Origin of the sequence: Kribbella sp. VKM Ac-2569 (genome assembly GCF_004216905.1) — a bacterium.
Lineage (GTDB): Bacteria > Actinomycetota > Actinomycetes > Propionibacteriales > Kribbellaceae > Kribbella.
In genome coordinates this window covers 371,184-386,605 of the sequence record NZ_SGXJ01000002.1, presented here as the reverse complement: position 1 = coordinate 386,605, position 15,422 = coordinate 371,184, and the positions used below count along the sequence as shown (strand labels likewise).

Below are 15,422 nucleotides of genomic sequence, written 5' to 3'. Positions count from 1 at the left end.
GCACCGTGACGAGCGACGACGCCGAGCCGACAGTTCCGAACCCGGCGAACGCGGAACCGACCGCGGCCCTGACCGGGTTGACCCCGCCTGCTCCCGGAGCGGGCGCGATGCCGCTGCAGACCCCCGGCTCGGATGCGGCATACCGGCAGACGAACGGTGGCCGGTCCACCTCTCAGCGCAGCTTCGGGCGTCCGGAGCCGCAGCAGCAGACCTTCCGCCCGGTGTACCAGGGACAGGCCTGGCCGACCGAGCAACCGCAGTACCGGCCTGCGTACGTGCCGCCGCCACCGGCCGACTGGCACCAGCAGCAGGCCCGCTCGTACGCGTCGGAGCCGCAGAAGCTCAACCGGGTCGTCACCATCGCCGCTCTGGTTGCGCTGGTCATCGGTGTCCTGGCGGGCGCCGGTGCGGCCACGGCCGTCGTCGCGCTCAGCGGCAACAACACCCCGGTCGCGCAGCAGCCGGAGCCGCCGGTCGGCACCGGCGCGGACCCGAAGATCCGCACCGGCTCGGTGTCCGCGGTCGCTGCGACCCTGCTGCCGAGCGTTGTGCAGCTGAAGGTCGAGGGCTCGGACAACTCCGACGCCACTGGGTCCGGCTTCGTGATCGACAACGCCGGGCACATCCTGACCAACAACCACGTCGTCGCGGCCGCGGCCAAGGGTGGCTCGATCCAGGTCGTCACGAACGACAACAAGACCGCAACCGCACGGCTCGTCGGCCGCTCCCCGGCGTACGACCTGGCCGTCGTGCAGGTGGCCGGCCTGACCGCGCCTTCGGTGCAGTTCGGCCGGTCGGACCAGGCAGTCGTCGGGCAGGACGTGGTCGCGATCGGCTCGCCGCTCGGGCTGGCCGGCACGGTCACCTCGGGCATCATCTCGGCGAAGAACCGCCCGGTGACGACCGGCGACGATCCCGCGGAGGCCGCGTCGTACATCAGCGCGCTGCAGACCGACGCGGCGATCAACCCGGGCAACTCCGGCGGGCCGCTGGTCGACATGAACGCGAAGGTGATCGGGGTGAACTCCGCGATCGCCACCGTCCGCGGTTCCGCGGAGGGCCAGAGCGGGAGCATCGGGCTCGGGTTCGCGATCCCGATCGACCAGGCCCGGCGGACCGCCCAGCAGTTGATCGCCACCGGCAGGGCGTCGTACCCGGTGATCGGGGCGCAGGTGGACATGCAGTTCGAGGGTGGTGCCCGGGTGAGCATGGTGAACGCCAACTCGCCGGCCGCGAAGGCCGGTCTGCGGGTCGGTGACGTGATCACCTCGATCAACAGCGATCCGGTGGACAGCGCCGAGGTGCTGATCGTCGCGATCCGCACCCACCAGCCGGGGGAGGCCGTGCGGCTCGCGTTCGAGCGCAGCGGGCGGTCCCGAACGGTTACGCTCACTCTCGCCCAGCAGATCGGCTGACACTGCATGACCGGACTCGGGATACCCTGGTCGGCGTCTGAGGCGATGTACAGAAGTGAGGTGGGGACATGTTCGGCATCGGGCCACTCGAACTGGTCGTGATCGCGATCGTCGCCGTACTCGTTTTCGGACCGGACCGGCTGCCGGAGTTCGCCCGTACGGCGGGACGCCTGCTGCGGCAGGTCCGTCAGATGGTGACCAACGCGCAGAACGACCTGCGCAACGAGCTCGGCCCGGAGTACGCCGACCTCGAGCTGCAGGACCTGAACCCGAAGAACTTCGTCCGCAAGCACCTGCTCGAGCCGATGGACGACGACGACAAGCCCGTCGCCGACTTCGCCGACAGCACCCCGCAACGCCTCCCGGCCGGCGCCAAGCCGCCGTACGACCCCGAGTCGACCTGATCCGGCCCGATCTGGTCAGTCGGTGATCAGTAGGTCGTAGGTGACCTTGTCGTCGACGTGGCTGCCGATCTCGAAGGCGGCGCGCTCGGTGCCGACGTGGCGGAAGCCGGCCTTCTCCGCGGTACGGCGGGCTGCCGTGTTGGTGGCCGCCGTACGGATGAAGATCCGCCGGCCGCCGAAGCCGCCGGCGTTCGGCGGAGCGAAGTACCACTGGGCGACCCGCTGGATCGCCTCGGTCATCACCCCGCCGCCCTGCGCCTCGGGATGCATCCAGTAGCCCACCTCGGCGTCGCGGACCGCGCCGCGGGCATGGATTCCGAACAGCGTGATGTTGCCCAGTCCCTGATCGGTCCCGGCGTCCGCCACGCACCAGTTGAACCGTTTGCCGGCCGCTGCCTGCTCGGCCAGGTCCTTCAGCCAGAACCGCGCGTCCTCCACCGTGAACGGCTGCGGGATGAACGGCAGGAAATGCGCGGTCGCCTGGTTGGTGCGAGCCGCGGAGATCCGTACCGCCTCGTCCTCCCGCCACTTCCGCAACCGCAGACGCGCCGTGTCGAGGACGGGGTGGTCCACTGTCAGCGGCCCGCGGGGGAGAGGCCGAGTTGGCGGCCGAGGAGGCCGCGGGGCTTGCCGCCCAGCGTCGAGGCGATCTTGTCGAGGACCTGTGCGGCGGCGGTGTCGGGGTCGGCGGCCACGAGCGGCTGGCCGAGGTCGCCGCCGGCGCGGAGGCGCTCGTCGAGCGGGATCTCGCCGAGCAGCGGGATGTTGTAGCCGAGGCGCGCGGACAGGGTCTCCGCGACGCGCGTACCGCCGCCGGTGCCGAAGATCTCGATGCGGTGCTCGGGACCGCAGTGCGGGCAGGGCAGGAACGACATGTTCTCGACCACGCCGGCCACCCGCTGGTGCACCATCTGCGCCATCGTGCCGGCCCGCTCGGCCACCTCCGCGGCCGCCTCCTGCGGGGTCGTCACGACGATCACCTCGGCGCTGGTCAGCCGCTGGCCGACGGAGATCGCGATGTCACCGGTGCCGGGCGGCAGGTCGAGGAGCAGTACGTCGAGGTCGCCCCAGTACACGTCCGCGAGCATCTGGACCAGCGCGCGGTCGAGGATCGGCCCGCGCCATGCGACTACCTGGTCGCGCTTCGGCTTCAGCATGCCGATCGAGATCACCTTCACGCCGTGCGCGGGCACCGGCATGATCATGTCGTCCACCGCGGTCGGCCGCTCGTCGGCGACCCCCATCATCGCCGGCACCGAGTGTCCATAGATGTCCGCGTCCAGGACGCCGACCGACAGGCCCTGGCGGGCCATCGCGACCGCCAGGTTCACGGTCACCGACGACTTGCCGACGCCACCCTTGCCGGACGCGATCGCGAACACCTTGGTCAGCGAGTCCGGCCGGGAGAACGGGATCTCCTTCTCGGCCACACCACCGCGCAGCTGCGTCTGCAGGGCCGCCCGCTGCTCGGCCGACATCACACCCAGGTCGATCTCGACCCCGGTGACACCGTCCAGTTTGTTCACCGCGGCAGTGATGTCCCGGCGCAGCGTGTCCTTCATCGGACAGCCGGCGACGGTCAGCAGGATGCGTACGGCGACCACGCCGTCCTCGCGGACGGCGACGGTCTCGACCATCCCCAGATCCGTGATCGGCTTCTTGATCTCCGGATCCATTACGCCACCGAGCGCCGTGGTCACCTGATCAGCAGTGGGAGCCATGCCCCCAGGCTACGTGCTCACCCACATCGACCCGACCACGGTCCATGTGACGTAGGCCCGGGAAGGCAAGCCTTACTTTCTAGAGGCCCGGTGCGCCGTAGATCGGGAACCAGCGGGAGAGGTCCGATTCGAAGTTCAGGTCTGCGCCGACGACGGACTTGATCTGGAGTTCCTGGGCGTTGTCGCGGCGGTCGGTGCCGACGGGGACGAACGGGTACCAGGAGCCGCGTTTGTAGAGGTAGACGAGTCCGACGGACTGGGTGCCGTTGGTGAAGGCGACCAGGGTGCAGAGCAGCGCGTTGCCGAAGCCGGCGTCGACGAGGGACGTGTTGACGGCGTGCAGGTCGGTGACCAGGGTCTCCAGGTCGTCGGGGGCCGTCTGCCGGACCAGCCAGGTGAAGCCGTACGAGTCCGTCGTACTGGTGAACTTGCCGTTGTCCAACGCGAGCAGGTTGTCGACCTCCTCGCGGAGCGTGGTGAACCCACCGCCCTCGGCCGCCTTGAAGCAGACCGAGCCGCTGCCCGTCGGACGGAAGCCGGCCGCGGTCTCCAGGGTGATCGCGGCCGACGGAAGCGAGAACAGCTGGTCGAGGTTCGGCGGGACGGCTTTACTCCGGCCGAGCAAGATATCGAGAAGGCCCATGTGTCTAAGCTTGCTCGCCCAGCTCGCGGGAGAGCGTACCGAGGCGGTCGAGGCGTGTCTCGAGCGACGGGTGGGTCGAGAACAGCGACGAGACGCTCTTGCCGGAGATGGCCGGCGCGAAGAAGAACGCGTTGAACGCCTGCGCCTGGCGCAGGTCGCGCGACGGTATCTGCGCGATGTCCCCGCTGATCTTGGTCAGTGCGGACGCCAGCGTCGAGGGTCTGCCGGTCAGCATCGCCCCGGCCCGGTCCGCGGCCAGTTCGCGGTACCGCGACAGCGCCCGGGTGAGCACGAACGAGATGGCGTACACAGCGATGGAGACCCCGATGATCGTCAGCATGATCACCGCCGCGTTCTGATCCCGGTTCCCCCGGCCGAGGCCGCCGTACAGGCCGAAGCGGGTGATCAGGCCGGCGAGTACGCCGAGGAACGACGCGATCGTCATCACCGCGACGTCCCGGTGCGCGACGTGTGAGAGCTCGTGCGCCAGCACGCCCTCCAGTTCGTCGGCGTCCAGGCGGCGCATGATGCCGGTGGTCACGCAGACGACGGCGTTCTTCGGGTTGCGGCCGGTGGCGAACGCGTTCGGCAGGTCGACGTCCGCGATCGCGACCCGCGGCTTCGGCATGTCGGCCAGCGCGCACAGGCGGTCGATCGCGCCGTGCAGCTGCGGCGCCTCCTCGGGCGTGACGATCTTGCCGTGCATCGCGAACAGCGCGATCCGGTCGGAGAACCAGTACTGCACGAAGAGCATGCCGCCGGCGATCAGCACGGCCAGCACCGCGCTCTTGGTCAGCGCGATCAGCAGCGCCACGAAGCCGACGTACAGCAGCCCGAGCAGGAAACTCGTGACCACCATCCGGCTGGACAGCCCGCGATCAGGCGCGAATCGAGTCTTCATCCCACGTCCTTCCTCACCTGCTAGCGAGAGTAGCTCGCAGTCAAACCCGGTCTTCCTCGCGAGTGTCGAGGTCGGCGAGCAGGGAACGGAGCTCGGAACGCAGGAAGTCACGGGTGGCGACCTCGCCGACGGCCATCCGTAGCGCCGCCACCTCGCGGGCCAGGAACTCCATGTCGGCCCGGGTCCGGGTGTCGACGTCGCGGTCGCGCTCGTACTGCACCCGGTCGCGGGCCTCCTGCCGGTTCTGGGCGAGCAGGATGAGCGGAGCGGCGTACGACGCCTGCAGGCTGAGCGCCAGCGTGAGGAAGATGAACGGGTACTGGTCGAAGCGCACGCTCTCCGGCGCGAAGATGTTCCAGGCGACCCAGAACAGGATCGTCGCGGTCATGTAGACCAGGAACCGCCCGGTGCCGAGGAAGCGCGCGATCCGTTCGGACAGCCGGCCGAACGCGTCCGCGTCGTACGTCGGCCGCGGTACGAAGGTCCGTCTCCAGTCGCGCGGTACGTCGAGCCGCGTCGTCGTACCGCGGAAGAGCCGGCGCTCGTCCGTGGACAGGCGGTCGTCACGAGGCATCGTGGTCCCCCTCCTGCTCGGCGTGGTCGTGTTCTCGCCAGTCGTCCGGGAGCAGGTGGTCGAGGACGTCGTCCACCGTCACCGCTCCGATCAGCCGGCCCTCGTCGTCGAGCACCGGCGCGGCGACCAGGTTGTACGTCGCCAGGTACTTGCTGACGGTCTGCAGGCTGTCGTCCGGGCGCAGCCCGTCCAGGTCGGTGTCCAGTACGGCGGACACCAGCTCGGACGGCGGCTCGCGCAGCAGCCGCTGGATGTGGCCGATCCCGATGAACCGCCCGGTCGGCGTTTCCAGCGGCGGCCGGCACACGTAGATCATCGCGGCCAGTGCAGGGCTCAGGTCCGCGTTGCGTACGCGGGCGAGTGCCTCGGCCACTGTGGCGTCCACGGGCAGGATGACCGGCTCCGACGTCATCAGGCCACCAGCGGTGCGCTCCTCGTAGGTCAGCAGTCGCCGTACGTCTTCTGCTTCCTCAGGTTCCATCAGCGTCAGCAGGCGCTCGGCTGTCTCGGTGGGCAGCTCAGCGATCAGGTCTGCGGCGTCATCCGGGGACATCTCCTCCAGCACGTCTGCAGCCCGTTCGGTGTCCAGACCGGCGAGGATCTCGACCTGGATGTCCTCAGGCAGCTCCTCGAGTACGTCGGCGAGCCGCTCGTCGTTCAACGCGACAGCGATCTCGTTGCGCCGCTTGGCCGACAGGTCATGCAGTACGCCGGCCAGGTCCGCGGCACGCATCGACTCGAAGGCGGCGAGGATGTGCGTCGCGCCCTGGCCCTCCTCGACCTGGGTGAACCCACTGACGTCGCTCCAGTCGAGCACGTGGGTCTGTCCGCGGCTCCGGAACCGTTTGGAGCCCTCCCGGACCGCCACCTTGGTCAGCAACCAGTCCCGGGTCCGCCACTGCTCCATCGCCATGTCGAACACCACCGCGGTGGCGCCGTCGGCAATGGTGACGGTCCGGTCGAGCAGCTCGCCCAGGACAAGCACCTCGGTCGTGCGCTGCTCGAAACGCCGCATGTTGAGCAGACCGGTCGTGATGACGTGGCCGACGTCGACCGACGTGACTCGCGTCATCGGCAGGAAGATGCGCCGCCGGGTGAACACCTCGACGACCAGGCCGAGCACGCGGGGCGGCTGGTCGCCCTGACGCATCATGGCGACCACGTCCCGCACCTTGCCGACCTGGTCCCCGTTCGGGTCGTACACCGGCAGACCCGCCAACCGGGCGACATAGACCCGCGACGGTGATCCACTCATGATCGAAGGCTAACCCGTCCAACCTGAGTCTCGGTGGAACTTTGGGCTAGCTCAGCTTCGGGCGGCGGCGCACTGGGCGATGCAGTGTGTTCGGCGGCTTGCCGCGGGTCGTGGCTCGGGTCGGTATCGGGGCCTCGGTCCGCGGTGTCGCGTCGTACCGCCCGGCCGACTCGCTGATCTCACCGGTGGGCTCCAGCACGAGAATGTCCGCCTCCGTGCCCCACCGTTCCAGTTGCGTGTCCAGCTCGGCTGCGTTGAGCCGCTCGCTACGCAGTACCTGTGCGGCTGCTGTCCATTCGTCGCTTCCCGGCTCCAGCCGCCGTACCGTCGCCTTCCAGCTCGCCAGGCGGTTCGTGGCGGGCTTGGCCGGTACGACGACCTCGACCGCGGGTGCTGCTGCGAGTCCGGGCAGCGGCTGCTCCGCACCATCAGCTGAGTCCGCCAGAACGACGTACTGCCCCTCGACCGTCGCGAACCACGCCGGCACCGGTCGCCGGCCGTCCCACGCCAGCCAAACGAGTCCGGCCTTCTTCATCACGCCGGCAATCTCCTCAGTGCTCACAGGCCCAGCGTGTCACATCACCGCCCCTCGATCGCAGCTTGAGCGCACCCCGCCAGAACCCCAACTTTGAGAAGCCACCGATCATTTTTCCGGCGCCGAAATGGTTGGTGGCTTCTCAAAGTCGTGAATCGGGACACACTCCGGAGGGAAGTGAGCCGGGTCACCGGAGCGGTAGACGGTGACGCGTACGCTGCCGGTGACCGGTGGGTAACCGAGTGGAGGTCGGCGATGACGGAACAGGTTTTGCGGAGCAGGCGGTCCTGCTTGGCCACGCCCGGGTCGAACCCGCGGTTCCTGACCAAGGCGAAGGGGCTGGACGCGGACCAGGTGTTCCTGGATCTCGAGGACTCGGTCGCGCCGATCGCCAAGCCTGATGCCCGCAAGAACATCGTCGCCGCGCTCAACGAGGGCGGCTGGGGCACCAAGCTGCGCGTCGTCCGGGTGAACGACTGGACCACCGAGTGGACGTACGCCGACGTGATCGAGGTCGTCGGCGGCGCCGGCGCGAACCTCGACTGCATCATGCTGCCGAAGGTGCAGACCGCCGAGCAGGTGGTCGCGCTCGACCTGCTGCTCACCCAGCTGGAGAAGGTGCACGGGTACGAGCCGGGCCGGATCGGGATCGAGGCGCAGATCGAGAACGCGCTCGGCCTGACCAACGTGAACGCGATCGCGACCGCGTCGCCGCGGGTGGAGACGATCATCTTCGGTCCGGCGGACTTCATGGCGTCGATCAACATGAAGTCGCTGGTGGTCGGCGAGCAGCCGCCCGGGTACGACGTCGGCGACGCCTACCACTACATCCTGATGCAGATCCTGATGGCCGCGCGGGCGCACGGTAAGCAGGCGATCGACGGCCCGTACCTGCAGATCAAGGACGTCGACGGTTTCCGCCGCGTCGCGGGCCGCTCGGCCGCCCTCGGCTTCGACGGCAAGTGGGTCCTGCACCCGGACCAGATCGCCGCCGCGAACGAGGTCTACTCACCGCGCCAGGACGACTACGACCACGCCGAGAACATCCTCGACGCCTACGACCACTACACCTCCGCAGCCGGCGGCGGCCGCGGCGCGGTGATGCTCGGCGACGAGATGATCGACGAGGCCAGCCGCAAGATGGCCCTCGTCATCTCCGCCAAGGGCCGCGCCGCCGGCCTCACCCGCACCGACGTCTGGGTTCCGCCGGCCGACTAGTTCCGGGTGGTTGGATCTGCAGCTCGACAGGATGTGTCGGGTGGCCGGGTAGTGCACCTGAGCGTGAACGTGTCCGCGCGTACAGCGTCTCGCCGGTGTACTACCCGTCGGCAGGTCACCACGGGCGGGTTATGTCACCGCTGGCCTGCTACTTCCCGCTACCGGGCAGATAACCTGCCAGTGGGCAACGCAACACCCACACATCCCGCAGGACAGCCGGATATCCCCTGGCGTTGTGGCTTCTCCCTTCGCATACCAACGGAGAAGGCACAACGCCGTCGGATATCCCCTCGTATGCGGGCTCTCGTCGTGCTCGGTCGGGGGGTGATCATGCCGGGTTCAGGGTTCGGTCTGGGCCATGATCGCGAGTAGGTGGCCGTCGGGGTCGGGGAAGAAGGCCATCCATTCCTCGACGCCGTTGTCGTGTTTGTGGATCAGGTGTGGCGCCTGTTCGAACTCGACGCCGCGGGCCTGGAGTTCGTCGTATGCCGCCTGGATGTCGTCGACGCGGAAGTACAGGACCGAAGGGTCCGCGGGTCCTTCGTTGGCGCTCAGGAACAGGCGTGTTCCACCACAGTCGAAGAACGCCAGGTCGCCGAACGTGTAGAGGTGGAGGAGCCCTAGTACGCCGCCGTAGAAGTCGACGGCCTGCTCGATATCAGTCACCGGGCGGGCGATCTGCCCGATCGCACCTAGCTGCACCATCTCCGCGCCTCCTTGTCCTCGAAGAGCACTGTCCGCGGGCACGCCGCGCCAGGTGCGGAGCTCGGCCCGGCGGTCCAGGCCGAGCTTCATCAGCGCGTTGGCGACGTGGAACTTGACCGCGTCGACGCTGACTTCGCGTCGCCGCGCGATCTCCCGGTTCGACATCCCGTGCCGCACCGCGTGCACCACCTGCCACTCGGCGGGCGTCAGTACGTCGGGGTGCCGGGGCCGTCCACGTGTGCCCACACCCTCAAGCTAGCGGCGTACTGCCCGAATTACCCTCCCCCGACAGGCGTTCGAGGCCGCTCAGTAGGAGGTCCAGGGCGAACTCGAACTCGAACTGGTCGTCGCAACCCGGACCGACGACGGAGTCCTGCTCGTGGGTGATCGCCGTGACCAGTTCGGTGATGTGGGGAAACCGCTCGGCCATCTCCGGTGGCGGTGGCGCCGGATCCGGACCGGTGCCGGCGGTGTCCTCGAACAGTTCCTGCGAGAACCCCAGCAGGCGGCTGCCCAGAGCGTGCAGCGCGTGATGGGTCAGGTCGATAGACAGGCCCCCGGCCCGGAAGGTCCCGATCATCGACTCCATGTAGTCCATCACCGCTGGGGTCGGGTCGGTCCGCGCCCTGGTCCGTTCCTCGATGACCCGGGGCGCCCAGGGATGAGCCAGGAGTACCTGGCGGGCTGACAGGATCCGCTGCCGGACGGTCGACTTCCAGTCGGTGTCCTCGGCCGGCGGGTCGATCTGACCGACGATCGCGTCGACCATGCCGTCCAGCAGTTCGTCCTTGTTGCGCACGTGCTTGTAGAGCGCCATCGGCACGACGCCGAGCGCCTGCGAGATCTTGCGCATGCTGACGGCGTCGACGCCGCCCTCGTCGGCCAGGTCGACGGCGGCGCCCAGGATCCGTTCCTTGCTCAACGGCGTCCGCGACTGCGCGGCAGGTTCGGTCTGCGTGGTGATGTCTTCGGCTCCTCTCGCACGCGGGCGACCTCTTGACAGGTGTACGGCGTACACCCTACCTTCAACGTACCAGGGTGTACGCCGTACACCGCCGGTCGGCCTGGAGTGTGAGCATGGTGACTTCCGACTTCCGCGATAACGCCGCCGCGGCGTACGAGGTCCGCAAGGAACTGGGGCCCGAGTACGAGAGCGCAGTACTGGAATCCTTCGTCGCCAATGCCACGCAGTCCATCAATCAGCAGGTGGACGCCCGGCTGGCGGAGCATGCGCCGGTTCAGAAGCAGTCGCAGCCCGACAACTCGCATCTGGCCGTTCCGGTCTTCTCCCTGCTCCTCGGGGTCATCGGCTCGGTCTGGCTGACGGCCGGCGCGCATGCCGAATCGGGCGCGGTGTTCGCCATGTGGTTGGGGATCACCCTGGTCAACATCGTCTTCATGCGGATGTTCAAAAGCATCCGCCGGTCGAAGTGATCAGCGGGTCCAGACCTTGTAGATGCGGATCGGCTTGACCGGCGGGCCGTCCTGGTCGGGGTCGGCGATGCCTGCCGCGACCATGCGGTCGAAGGTGGACATGCCGGCGATCACATGGCCGAGGACCGTGTAGTTCGGGGCGATGTTCGCGAACGAGTGCACGACGAAGAACTCCGAGCCGTTGGTGCCGGGGCCTTGGTTGCCGTAGGCAACGGTGCCGCGCGGGTACGTCTCCTGGCCGGTGACCTCGTCGGGGAACTTGTACCCGGGCCCGCCTTCCTCCTGGCGGTAGATGTCACCGCACTGCAGGACCCCCAGCCGGGTCGAGTTCGTCAGCCGGAAGCACTGCGTCGCGTCGTAGAACCGGCTCTTCACCAGGTGCACGAAGTTGTGCACGCCGCACGGCGCGTTCGCGCGGTCCATCCGAACAACGAACGGTCCGTAGTTCGTCACGAAGTACACGTCGACCGTGCCCTTCGCACGGGCAACCGGGGACGGGATCCGGACGGGCTTGGCGGCCGGGTTCTCGGGCGTCGGCGTGAACGCGCATTTGGCCACGGGCTTCGAGACGGGGGCTGCGGAGGCGGTCGTCGTGGTCAGCGTCATCGCGACCAGAACGGCCGCGATCAGGGCGGTGAGTGATCGCTTCATCACCACACCGTAGTACCTCGCTTGCTCTCTGCAGAGGTTGTTCAAGGAATTGGCCGCGGACTCGAACATCCGGCACTTCCCGCCTAAGGTGATCCGGTCCGCTGCGGAAGGTGTGTTTGTGTGAACGGCGAGGTACTGGCAGGTCGGTACCGCTTGCTGACCCTGCTGGGCAGGGGCGGTGCAGGTGAGGTGTGGCAGGCGGAGGACACGCTCCTCGCCCGCCAGGTCGCGGTGAAGCTGCTGCGCAGCCTCGAAGGCGACCCCATGGACGCGGTCCAGAGGTTTCGCGCCGAGGCTCAATCAGCCGCTCGATTGACACATCCCAACGTCGTCGCGACGTACGACGTCGGCACCGAGGGCGACCACGTGTTCCTGGTGATGGAACTCGTGCAAGGCCCCGATCTGGCCCAACTGATGCGTACGTCGGGACTCCCGGACGCCACTCTGGTCGAGGACATCGCACTGCAGGGCGCCCGCGCGCTGGACGCGGCGCACGCGGCCGGGATCGTGCACCGTGACGTGAAGCCGGGCAACCTGATGCTGGCTACGGACGGCACCCTGAAGATGACCGACTTCGGTATCGCCAAGAGTGCGGGCAACGAGACGACCGGACTGGGCGTCCTGCTCGGTACGGCGTCGTACGTGTCGCCGGAGCAGGTCCGTGGCGAGCCGGCCACCGCGGCCAGCGACTGGTACTCGTTCGGCTGCGTCCTGCACGAGCTCCTGACGGGTACGCCGCCGTTCACCGGGCCGACCGTCGACGTGGTCATGCGGCAGCATCTCGACGTACCGCCTCCGCCTGTCACGCGTGCCGACGTACCGGCTGAGCTGTCGAACCTCGTGACGCACCTCCTGGCCAAGGATCCGGCGGACCGCCCGTCGTCCGAGCAAGAGGTGGCCGCACTGCTCGCACCGGCGAACCAGACCCAGGTGCTGGCCTTCACACCACCTGCAGACACCGATGTGATCGGTGTGGGCAAGTGGGAGGAGGACCCGGACGAGCCGGCGCATCGGGCGGCCCGCAGTGGCTTCCCGTTGGCAAAGGTGGGTGTGGCTGCTGCCGTGGTGGTAGCGGGTGTGGTGGCGGCGCTCCTGTTGCGGGCAGGTGTGTCGAGCGATCCGCCCGCACAGGCCGGCGGCACGCCGTCTGCTCCGGTGCAGAAGGCCACAACGGCCCCCAAGACCACACCGAAGCCCAAGCCGACCCCCACTCCCACCAAGACCCAGACGACTCCGACGAAGAAGCCGACGCAGAAGCAGACGCAGAACCCGCAGGCGGTCCTGGTGCAGCGGCTGCGCTCTCTGGCCGCACAGGTACGCGCGACGCAGCAGGACAGCCGTAGCAGGGCGCCACGGGAGGCTGCGAACGACCTGGACCAGGCTGCCCAGGCCGTCGACCACGGCGACACCGAGTCCGCCGCGAAGCACTTCTACGAGGCGCGGCAGCGACTGATCGAGGCAGAGCAACGCCACCGCTGGCAGGCGACTCCCCAGATCGCCGCGCTCTTCGGGGTCATCAGCCAGTCACTCCCGCGTCCGGAGCACGACGACAACGAGTGAGGCACGCGACCTCCGACAGGTGGCCGGTGTCACAGCGGGTGTCCCCCTCGTGCCGGGATGCTGATAACCGCGATACTCGCGGGTAAGCACCCGATCGAAGGAGCCGAGCGATGAGCAGGTTGCAGCAGACCGACGGGCTGACCGACATCCAGGAAGAGATCCTGAAGACGGTCCGGGCCTTCGTGGAAGCCGAGATCCTCCCGGTCGCGACCGAGCTCGAGCACCGCGACGAGTACCCGACCGAGATTGTCGAGGGCCTCAAGGAACTCGGACTGTTCGGACTGATGATCCCCGAGGAGTACGGCGGCCTCGGCGAATCGCTGCTCACCTACGCGCTGTGCGTCGAGGAGATCGCCCGCGGCTGGATGAGCGTGTCCGGGATCATCAACACGCACTTCATCGTCGCGTACATGCTGCTCCAGCACGGAACCGACGAGCAGAAGCAGAGGTACCTGCCGCGCATGGCGACCGGTGAGGTCCGCGGCGCGTTCTCGATGTCCGAGCCGGGCTGTGGGTCCGACGTCGCCGCGATCAAGACGAAGGCCACTCGCGAGGGTGACGGCTACGTCGTCAACGGTCAGAAGATGTGGCTGACCAACGGCGGTTCCTCGAACCTGGTCGCCGTACTCGTGAAGACCGACGAGGGGCAGGACTCGGTCTACAAGAACATGACCACGTTCCTGGTCGAGAAGGAGCCCGGGTTCGGCGAGGTCGACAAGGGCCTCACGATCCCCGGCAAGATCGAGAAGATGGGCTACAAGGGCGTCGACACCACGGAGCTGGTGTTCGACGGGTACCGGATCGACGCGGGCCAGATCCTCGGTGGCGTACCGGGTAAGGGCTTCTACCAGATGATGGACGGCGTCGAGGTCGGTCGTGTGAACGTGGCCGCCCGCGGCTGCGGTGTGGCGCGGCGGGCGTTCGAGCTCGGGATCTCGTACGCGCAGCAGCGCGAGACGTTCGGCAAGAAGATCGCCGAGCACCAGGCGGTGCTGTTCCGGCTCGCCGACATGGCCGTCAAGGTGGAGGCCGCGCACGAGCTGATGGTGAAGGCGGCCCGCAAGAAGGACAGCGGCTCCCGCAACGACTTCGAGGCCGGCGTCGCGAAGTACCTGGCCAGCGAGTACTGCTCACAGGTCGTCGAGGACTCGTTCCGCATCCACGGCGGCTACGGCTTCTCGAAGGAGTACGAGATCGAACGCCTCTACCGCGAGGCCCCGATGCTCCTGATCGGCGAAGGAACGGCCGACATCCAGCGGATGATCATCGGCCGCCGCCTGCTCGAGGACTACAAACTCTGACCGTGCGCTGGGTCGACAGGCGGGGCGGTGCCGGTCGGCCCAGCGCACGGCGGGGCAGGGTCTAGGCCGTGCTGCGGGTCGGGACTTGTCGGGTGTTGCCGGAGCCGTGGCCGGAGAGCAGCCAGATGCCCAGCTGGGTGATCTCGTGGCGCACCGAGGCGCCGGCCCGGCGGGTGGTGATCAGGCCGGCCTCCCGCAGTACCGTCGCCTGGTGACTCGCGGCGGCCGGGGAGATCCCGCAGCGTTTCGCCAGCTCCGTCGTCGTACAGCCGCTGACGGTCGCCTCCAGCGCGGCGGCCCGGGTCGACCCGAGCAGGGAACCCAGCGGATCACTCGACGGCGGGTGCTCCATCGGCGTCTGCCGCAGGATCCCGGGCGCATGCTGGATCGGGTACACCAGGATCGGTTTGAGGTCCGGGTCCCGCAGCTTGGTCGGTACCTGCCAGCAGAACGCCGAAGGCTGCAACTCGATTCCCCTGCCATCGAGATACAGATCTCGGTCGTTCATGTCCAGCACCTGCAGCACCGGTGCGACCCACCGGACCCGCGGATGCAGCGACGACAGCAATCGGTCCACACCGTGCCGGGCCAACGCCTCCCCTCGATGGGCATGGTCGGCGGACACGTGCGTCCCGATCGATTTCCAGTACGGCGCGATCGCGGCGTCGTGATACGTCCGGATGGCCCGTCCGAGCTTCTGCATCGACGTACGGCCACCTTGGGCCAGCTCCCGTGTCCATGGGGAGGCGGGCCGGTACTGCGCGAGCAGGTCGAGCTGGCTGCGGATCTGCTGCCGCGGTGTCGCCAGCGCCTGCTCCAGGGCGGTGTCGAAGTCCGGTGCGGGCTCCGCCGGGGTGAGGAAGTCGGGGGAGTAGCCCTTCGGCGGGGTCAGCTCGAGCAGCAGCCGCATCTGGTCCGGTGCGACCGTGGCCCGCACATGGCGCCGCCAGTCCTCGAAGATCAGCCGGCCTTCCGAGTGCTGCAGCATGTGCAGGCTCAGCAGCACCTCCCAGAGCGGCGCCGGCGTGGTGGCGACCGTGACCCGGGTCAGGTCGCGCGGCGTGAAATGAATACGAAGCACCGCGATCCCCTCCCGTCCCTGGTC

General features: G+C 68.4%; 17 protein-coding genes. 6 read left to right on the top strand and 11 right to left on the bottom strand.

Annotated features, from left to right (window positions below):
• Positions 1–5: 5 nt before the first annotated feature.
• Both EV649_RS14780 and EV649_RS14775 read left to right on the top strand, forming a co-directional pair.
• Positions 6–1,415, top strand: a complete 1,410-nt coding sequence (locus EV649_RS14780; RefSeq protein ID WP_241998214.1) for a trypsin-like peptidase domain-containing protein — start codon at positions 6–8, stop codon at positions 1,413–1,415.
• Between the two features lie 68 nt (positions 1,416–1,483).
• A complete protein-coding gene (locus EV649_RS14775; protein ID WP_130384017.1) occupies positions 1,484–1,819 on the top strand; it encodes a sec-independent translocase in 336 nt (111 codons plus the stop codon).
• A 15-nt stretch (positions 1,820–1,834) separates the two neighbouring features.
• On the opposite strand, the gene EV649_RS14770 is transcribed toward EV649_RS14775, so the two are convergent.
• From EV649_RS14770 to EV649_RS14740, 7 genes are all read right to left on the bottom strand, one after another.
• Entirely contained in the window at positions 1,835–2,392 is a 558-nt protein-coding gene (locus EV649_RS14770; RefSeq protein ID WP_241998212.1) for a GNAT family N-acetyltransferase, read from the bottom strand.
• A gap of 2 nt (positions 2,393–2,394) precedes the next feature.
• Positions 2,395–3,540: an Mrp/NBP35 family ATP-binding protein gene (locus EV649_RS14765; RefSeq protein WP_130384015.1), complete on the bottom strand. Its 1,146-nt coding sequence runs from the start codon at positions 3,538–3,540 to the stop codon at positions 2,395–2,397.
• A gap of 79 nt (positions 3,541–3,619) precedes the next feature.
• Entirely contained in the window at positions 3,620–4,183 is a 564-nt protein-coding gene (locus tag EV649_RS14760; protein WP_130384014.1) for a hypothetical protein, read from the bottom strand.
• A gap of 4 nt (positions 4,184–4,187) precedes the next feature.
• Positions 4,188–5,084: a zinc metalloprotease HtpX gene (gene htpX, locus EV649_RS14755; RefSeq protein ID WP_130384013.1), complete on the bottom strand. Its 897-nt coding sequence runs from the start codon at positions 5,082–5,084 to the stop codon at positions 4,188–4,190.
• A gap of 40 nt (positions 5,085–5,124) precedes the next feature.
• Positions 5,125–5,658: a DUF1003 domain-containing protein gene (locus tag EV649_RS14750; RefSeq protein WP_130384012.1), complete on the bottom strand. Its 534-nt coding sequence runs from the start codon at positions 5,656–5,658 to the stop codon at positions 5,125–5,127.
• Positions 5,648–6,913 (bottom strand): CBS domain-containing protein, encoded by a 1,266-nt coding sequence (locus EV649_RS14745; RefSeq protein WP_130384011.1) that lies wholly within the window; start codon positions 6,911–6,913, stop codon positions 5,648–5,650. The genes EV649_RS14750 and EV649_RS14745 overlap by 11 nt, the downstream gene beginning before the upstream one ends.
• A gap of 46 nt (positions 6,914–6,959) precedes the next feature.
• A complete protein-coding gene (locus tag EV649_RS14740; RefSeq protein WP_130384010.1) occupies positions 6,960–7,475 on the bottom strand; it encodes a hypothetical protein in 516 nt (171 codons plus the stop codon).
• A gap of 228 nt (positions 7,476–7,703) precedes the next feature.
• Here EV649_RS14740 and EV649_RS14735 point away from each other — a divergent pair, with 228 nt between their 5' ends.
• Positions 7,704–8,666 carry a CoA ester lyase gene (locus EV649_RS14735; RefSeq protein WP_130384009.1) on the top strand — a complete coding sequence of 321 codons (963 nt, stop codon included), beginning with the start codon at positions 7,704–7,706 and terminating at the stop codon, positions 8,664–8,666.
• A gap of 339 nt (positions 8,667–9,005) precedes the next feature.
• On the opposite strand, the gene EV649_RS14730 is transcribed toward EV649_RS14735, so the two are convergent.
• Together EV649_RS14730 and EV649_RS14725 are read right to left on the bottom strand one after the other, a co-directional pair.
• The gene (locus EV649_RS14730) at positions 9,006–9,617 is read right to left on the bottom strand and encodes a VOC family protein (RefSeq protein ID WP_130384008.1); all 612 of its coding nucleotides are present in this window, start codon (positions 9,615–9,617) and stop codon (positions 9,006–9,008) included.
• 4 nt (positions 9,618–9,621) lie between these two features.
• The gene (locus tag EV649_RS14725) at positions 9,622–10,293 is read right to left on the bottom strand and encodes a TetR/AcrR family transcriptional regulator C-terminal domain-containing protein (protein WP_198682507.1); all 672 of its coding nucleotides are present in this window, start codon (positions 10,291–10,293) and stop codon (positions 9,622–9,624) included.
• Between the two features lie 155 nt (positions 10,294–10,448).
• Here EV649_RS14725 and EV649_RS14720 point away from each other — a divergent pair, with 155 nt between their 5' ends.
• Positions 10,449–10,805 (top strand): hypothetical protein, encoded by a 357-nt coding sequence (locus tag EV649_RS14720; RefSeq protein WP_130384007.1) that lies wholly within the window; start codon positions 10,449–10,451, stop codon positions 10,803–10,805.
• On the opposite strand, the gene EV649_RS14715 is transcribed toward EV649_RS14720, so the two are convergent.
• On the bottom strand, positions 10,806–11,456 hold the full coding sequence (locus tag EV649_RS14715; protein ID WP_130384006.1) for a peptidylprolyl isomerase: 651 nt from the start codon (positions 11,454–11,456) through the stop codon (positions 10,806–10,808).
• 120 nt (positions 11,457–11,576) lie between these two features.
• Between EV649_RS14715 and EV649_RS14710 the strand changes: the two genes are divergently transcribed.
• A complete protein-coding gene (locus EV649_RS14710) occupies positions 11,577–13,016 on the top strand; it encodes a serine/threonine-protein kinase (RefSeq protein ID WP_130384005.1) in 1,440 nt (479 codons plus the stop codon).
• A gap of 110 nt (positions 13,017–13,126) precedes the next feature.
• Positions 13,127–14,317: an acyl-CoA dehydrogenase family protein gene (locus EV649_RS14705; RefSeq protein ID WP_130384004.1), complete on the top strand. Its 1,191-nt coding sequence runs from the start codon at positions 13,127–13,129 to the stop codon at positions 14,315–14,317.
• A gap of 61 nt (positions 14,318–14,378) precedes the next feature.
• Here the strand turns inward: EV649_RS14705 and EV649_RS14700 are convergent, their stop codons facing one another.
• Entirely contained in the window at positions 14,379–15,398 is a 1,020-nt protein-coding gene (locus tag EV649_RS14700) for a winged helix-turn-helix domain-containing protein (RefSeq protein ID WP_130384003.1), read from the bottom strand.
• Positions 15,399–15,422 lie beyond the last annotated feature (24 nt).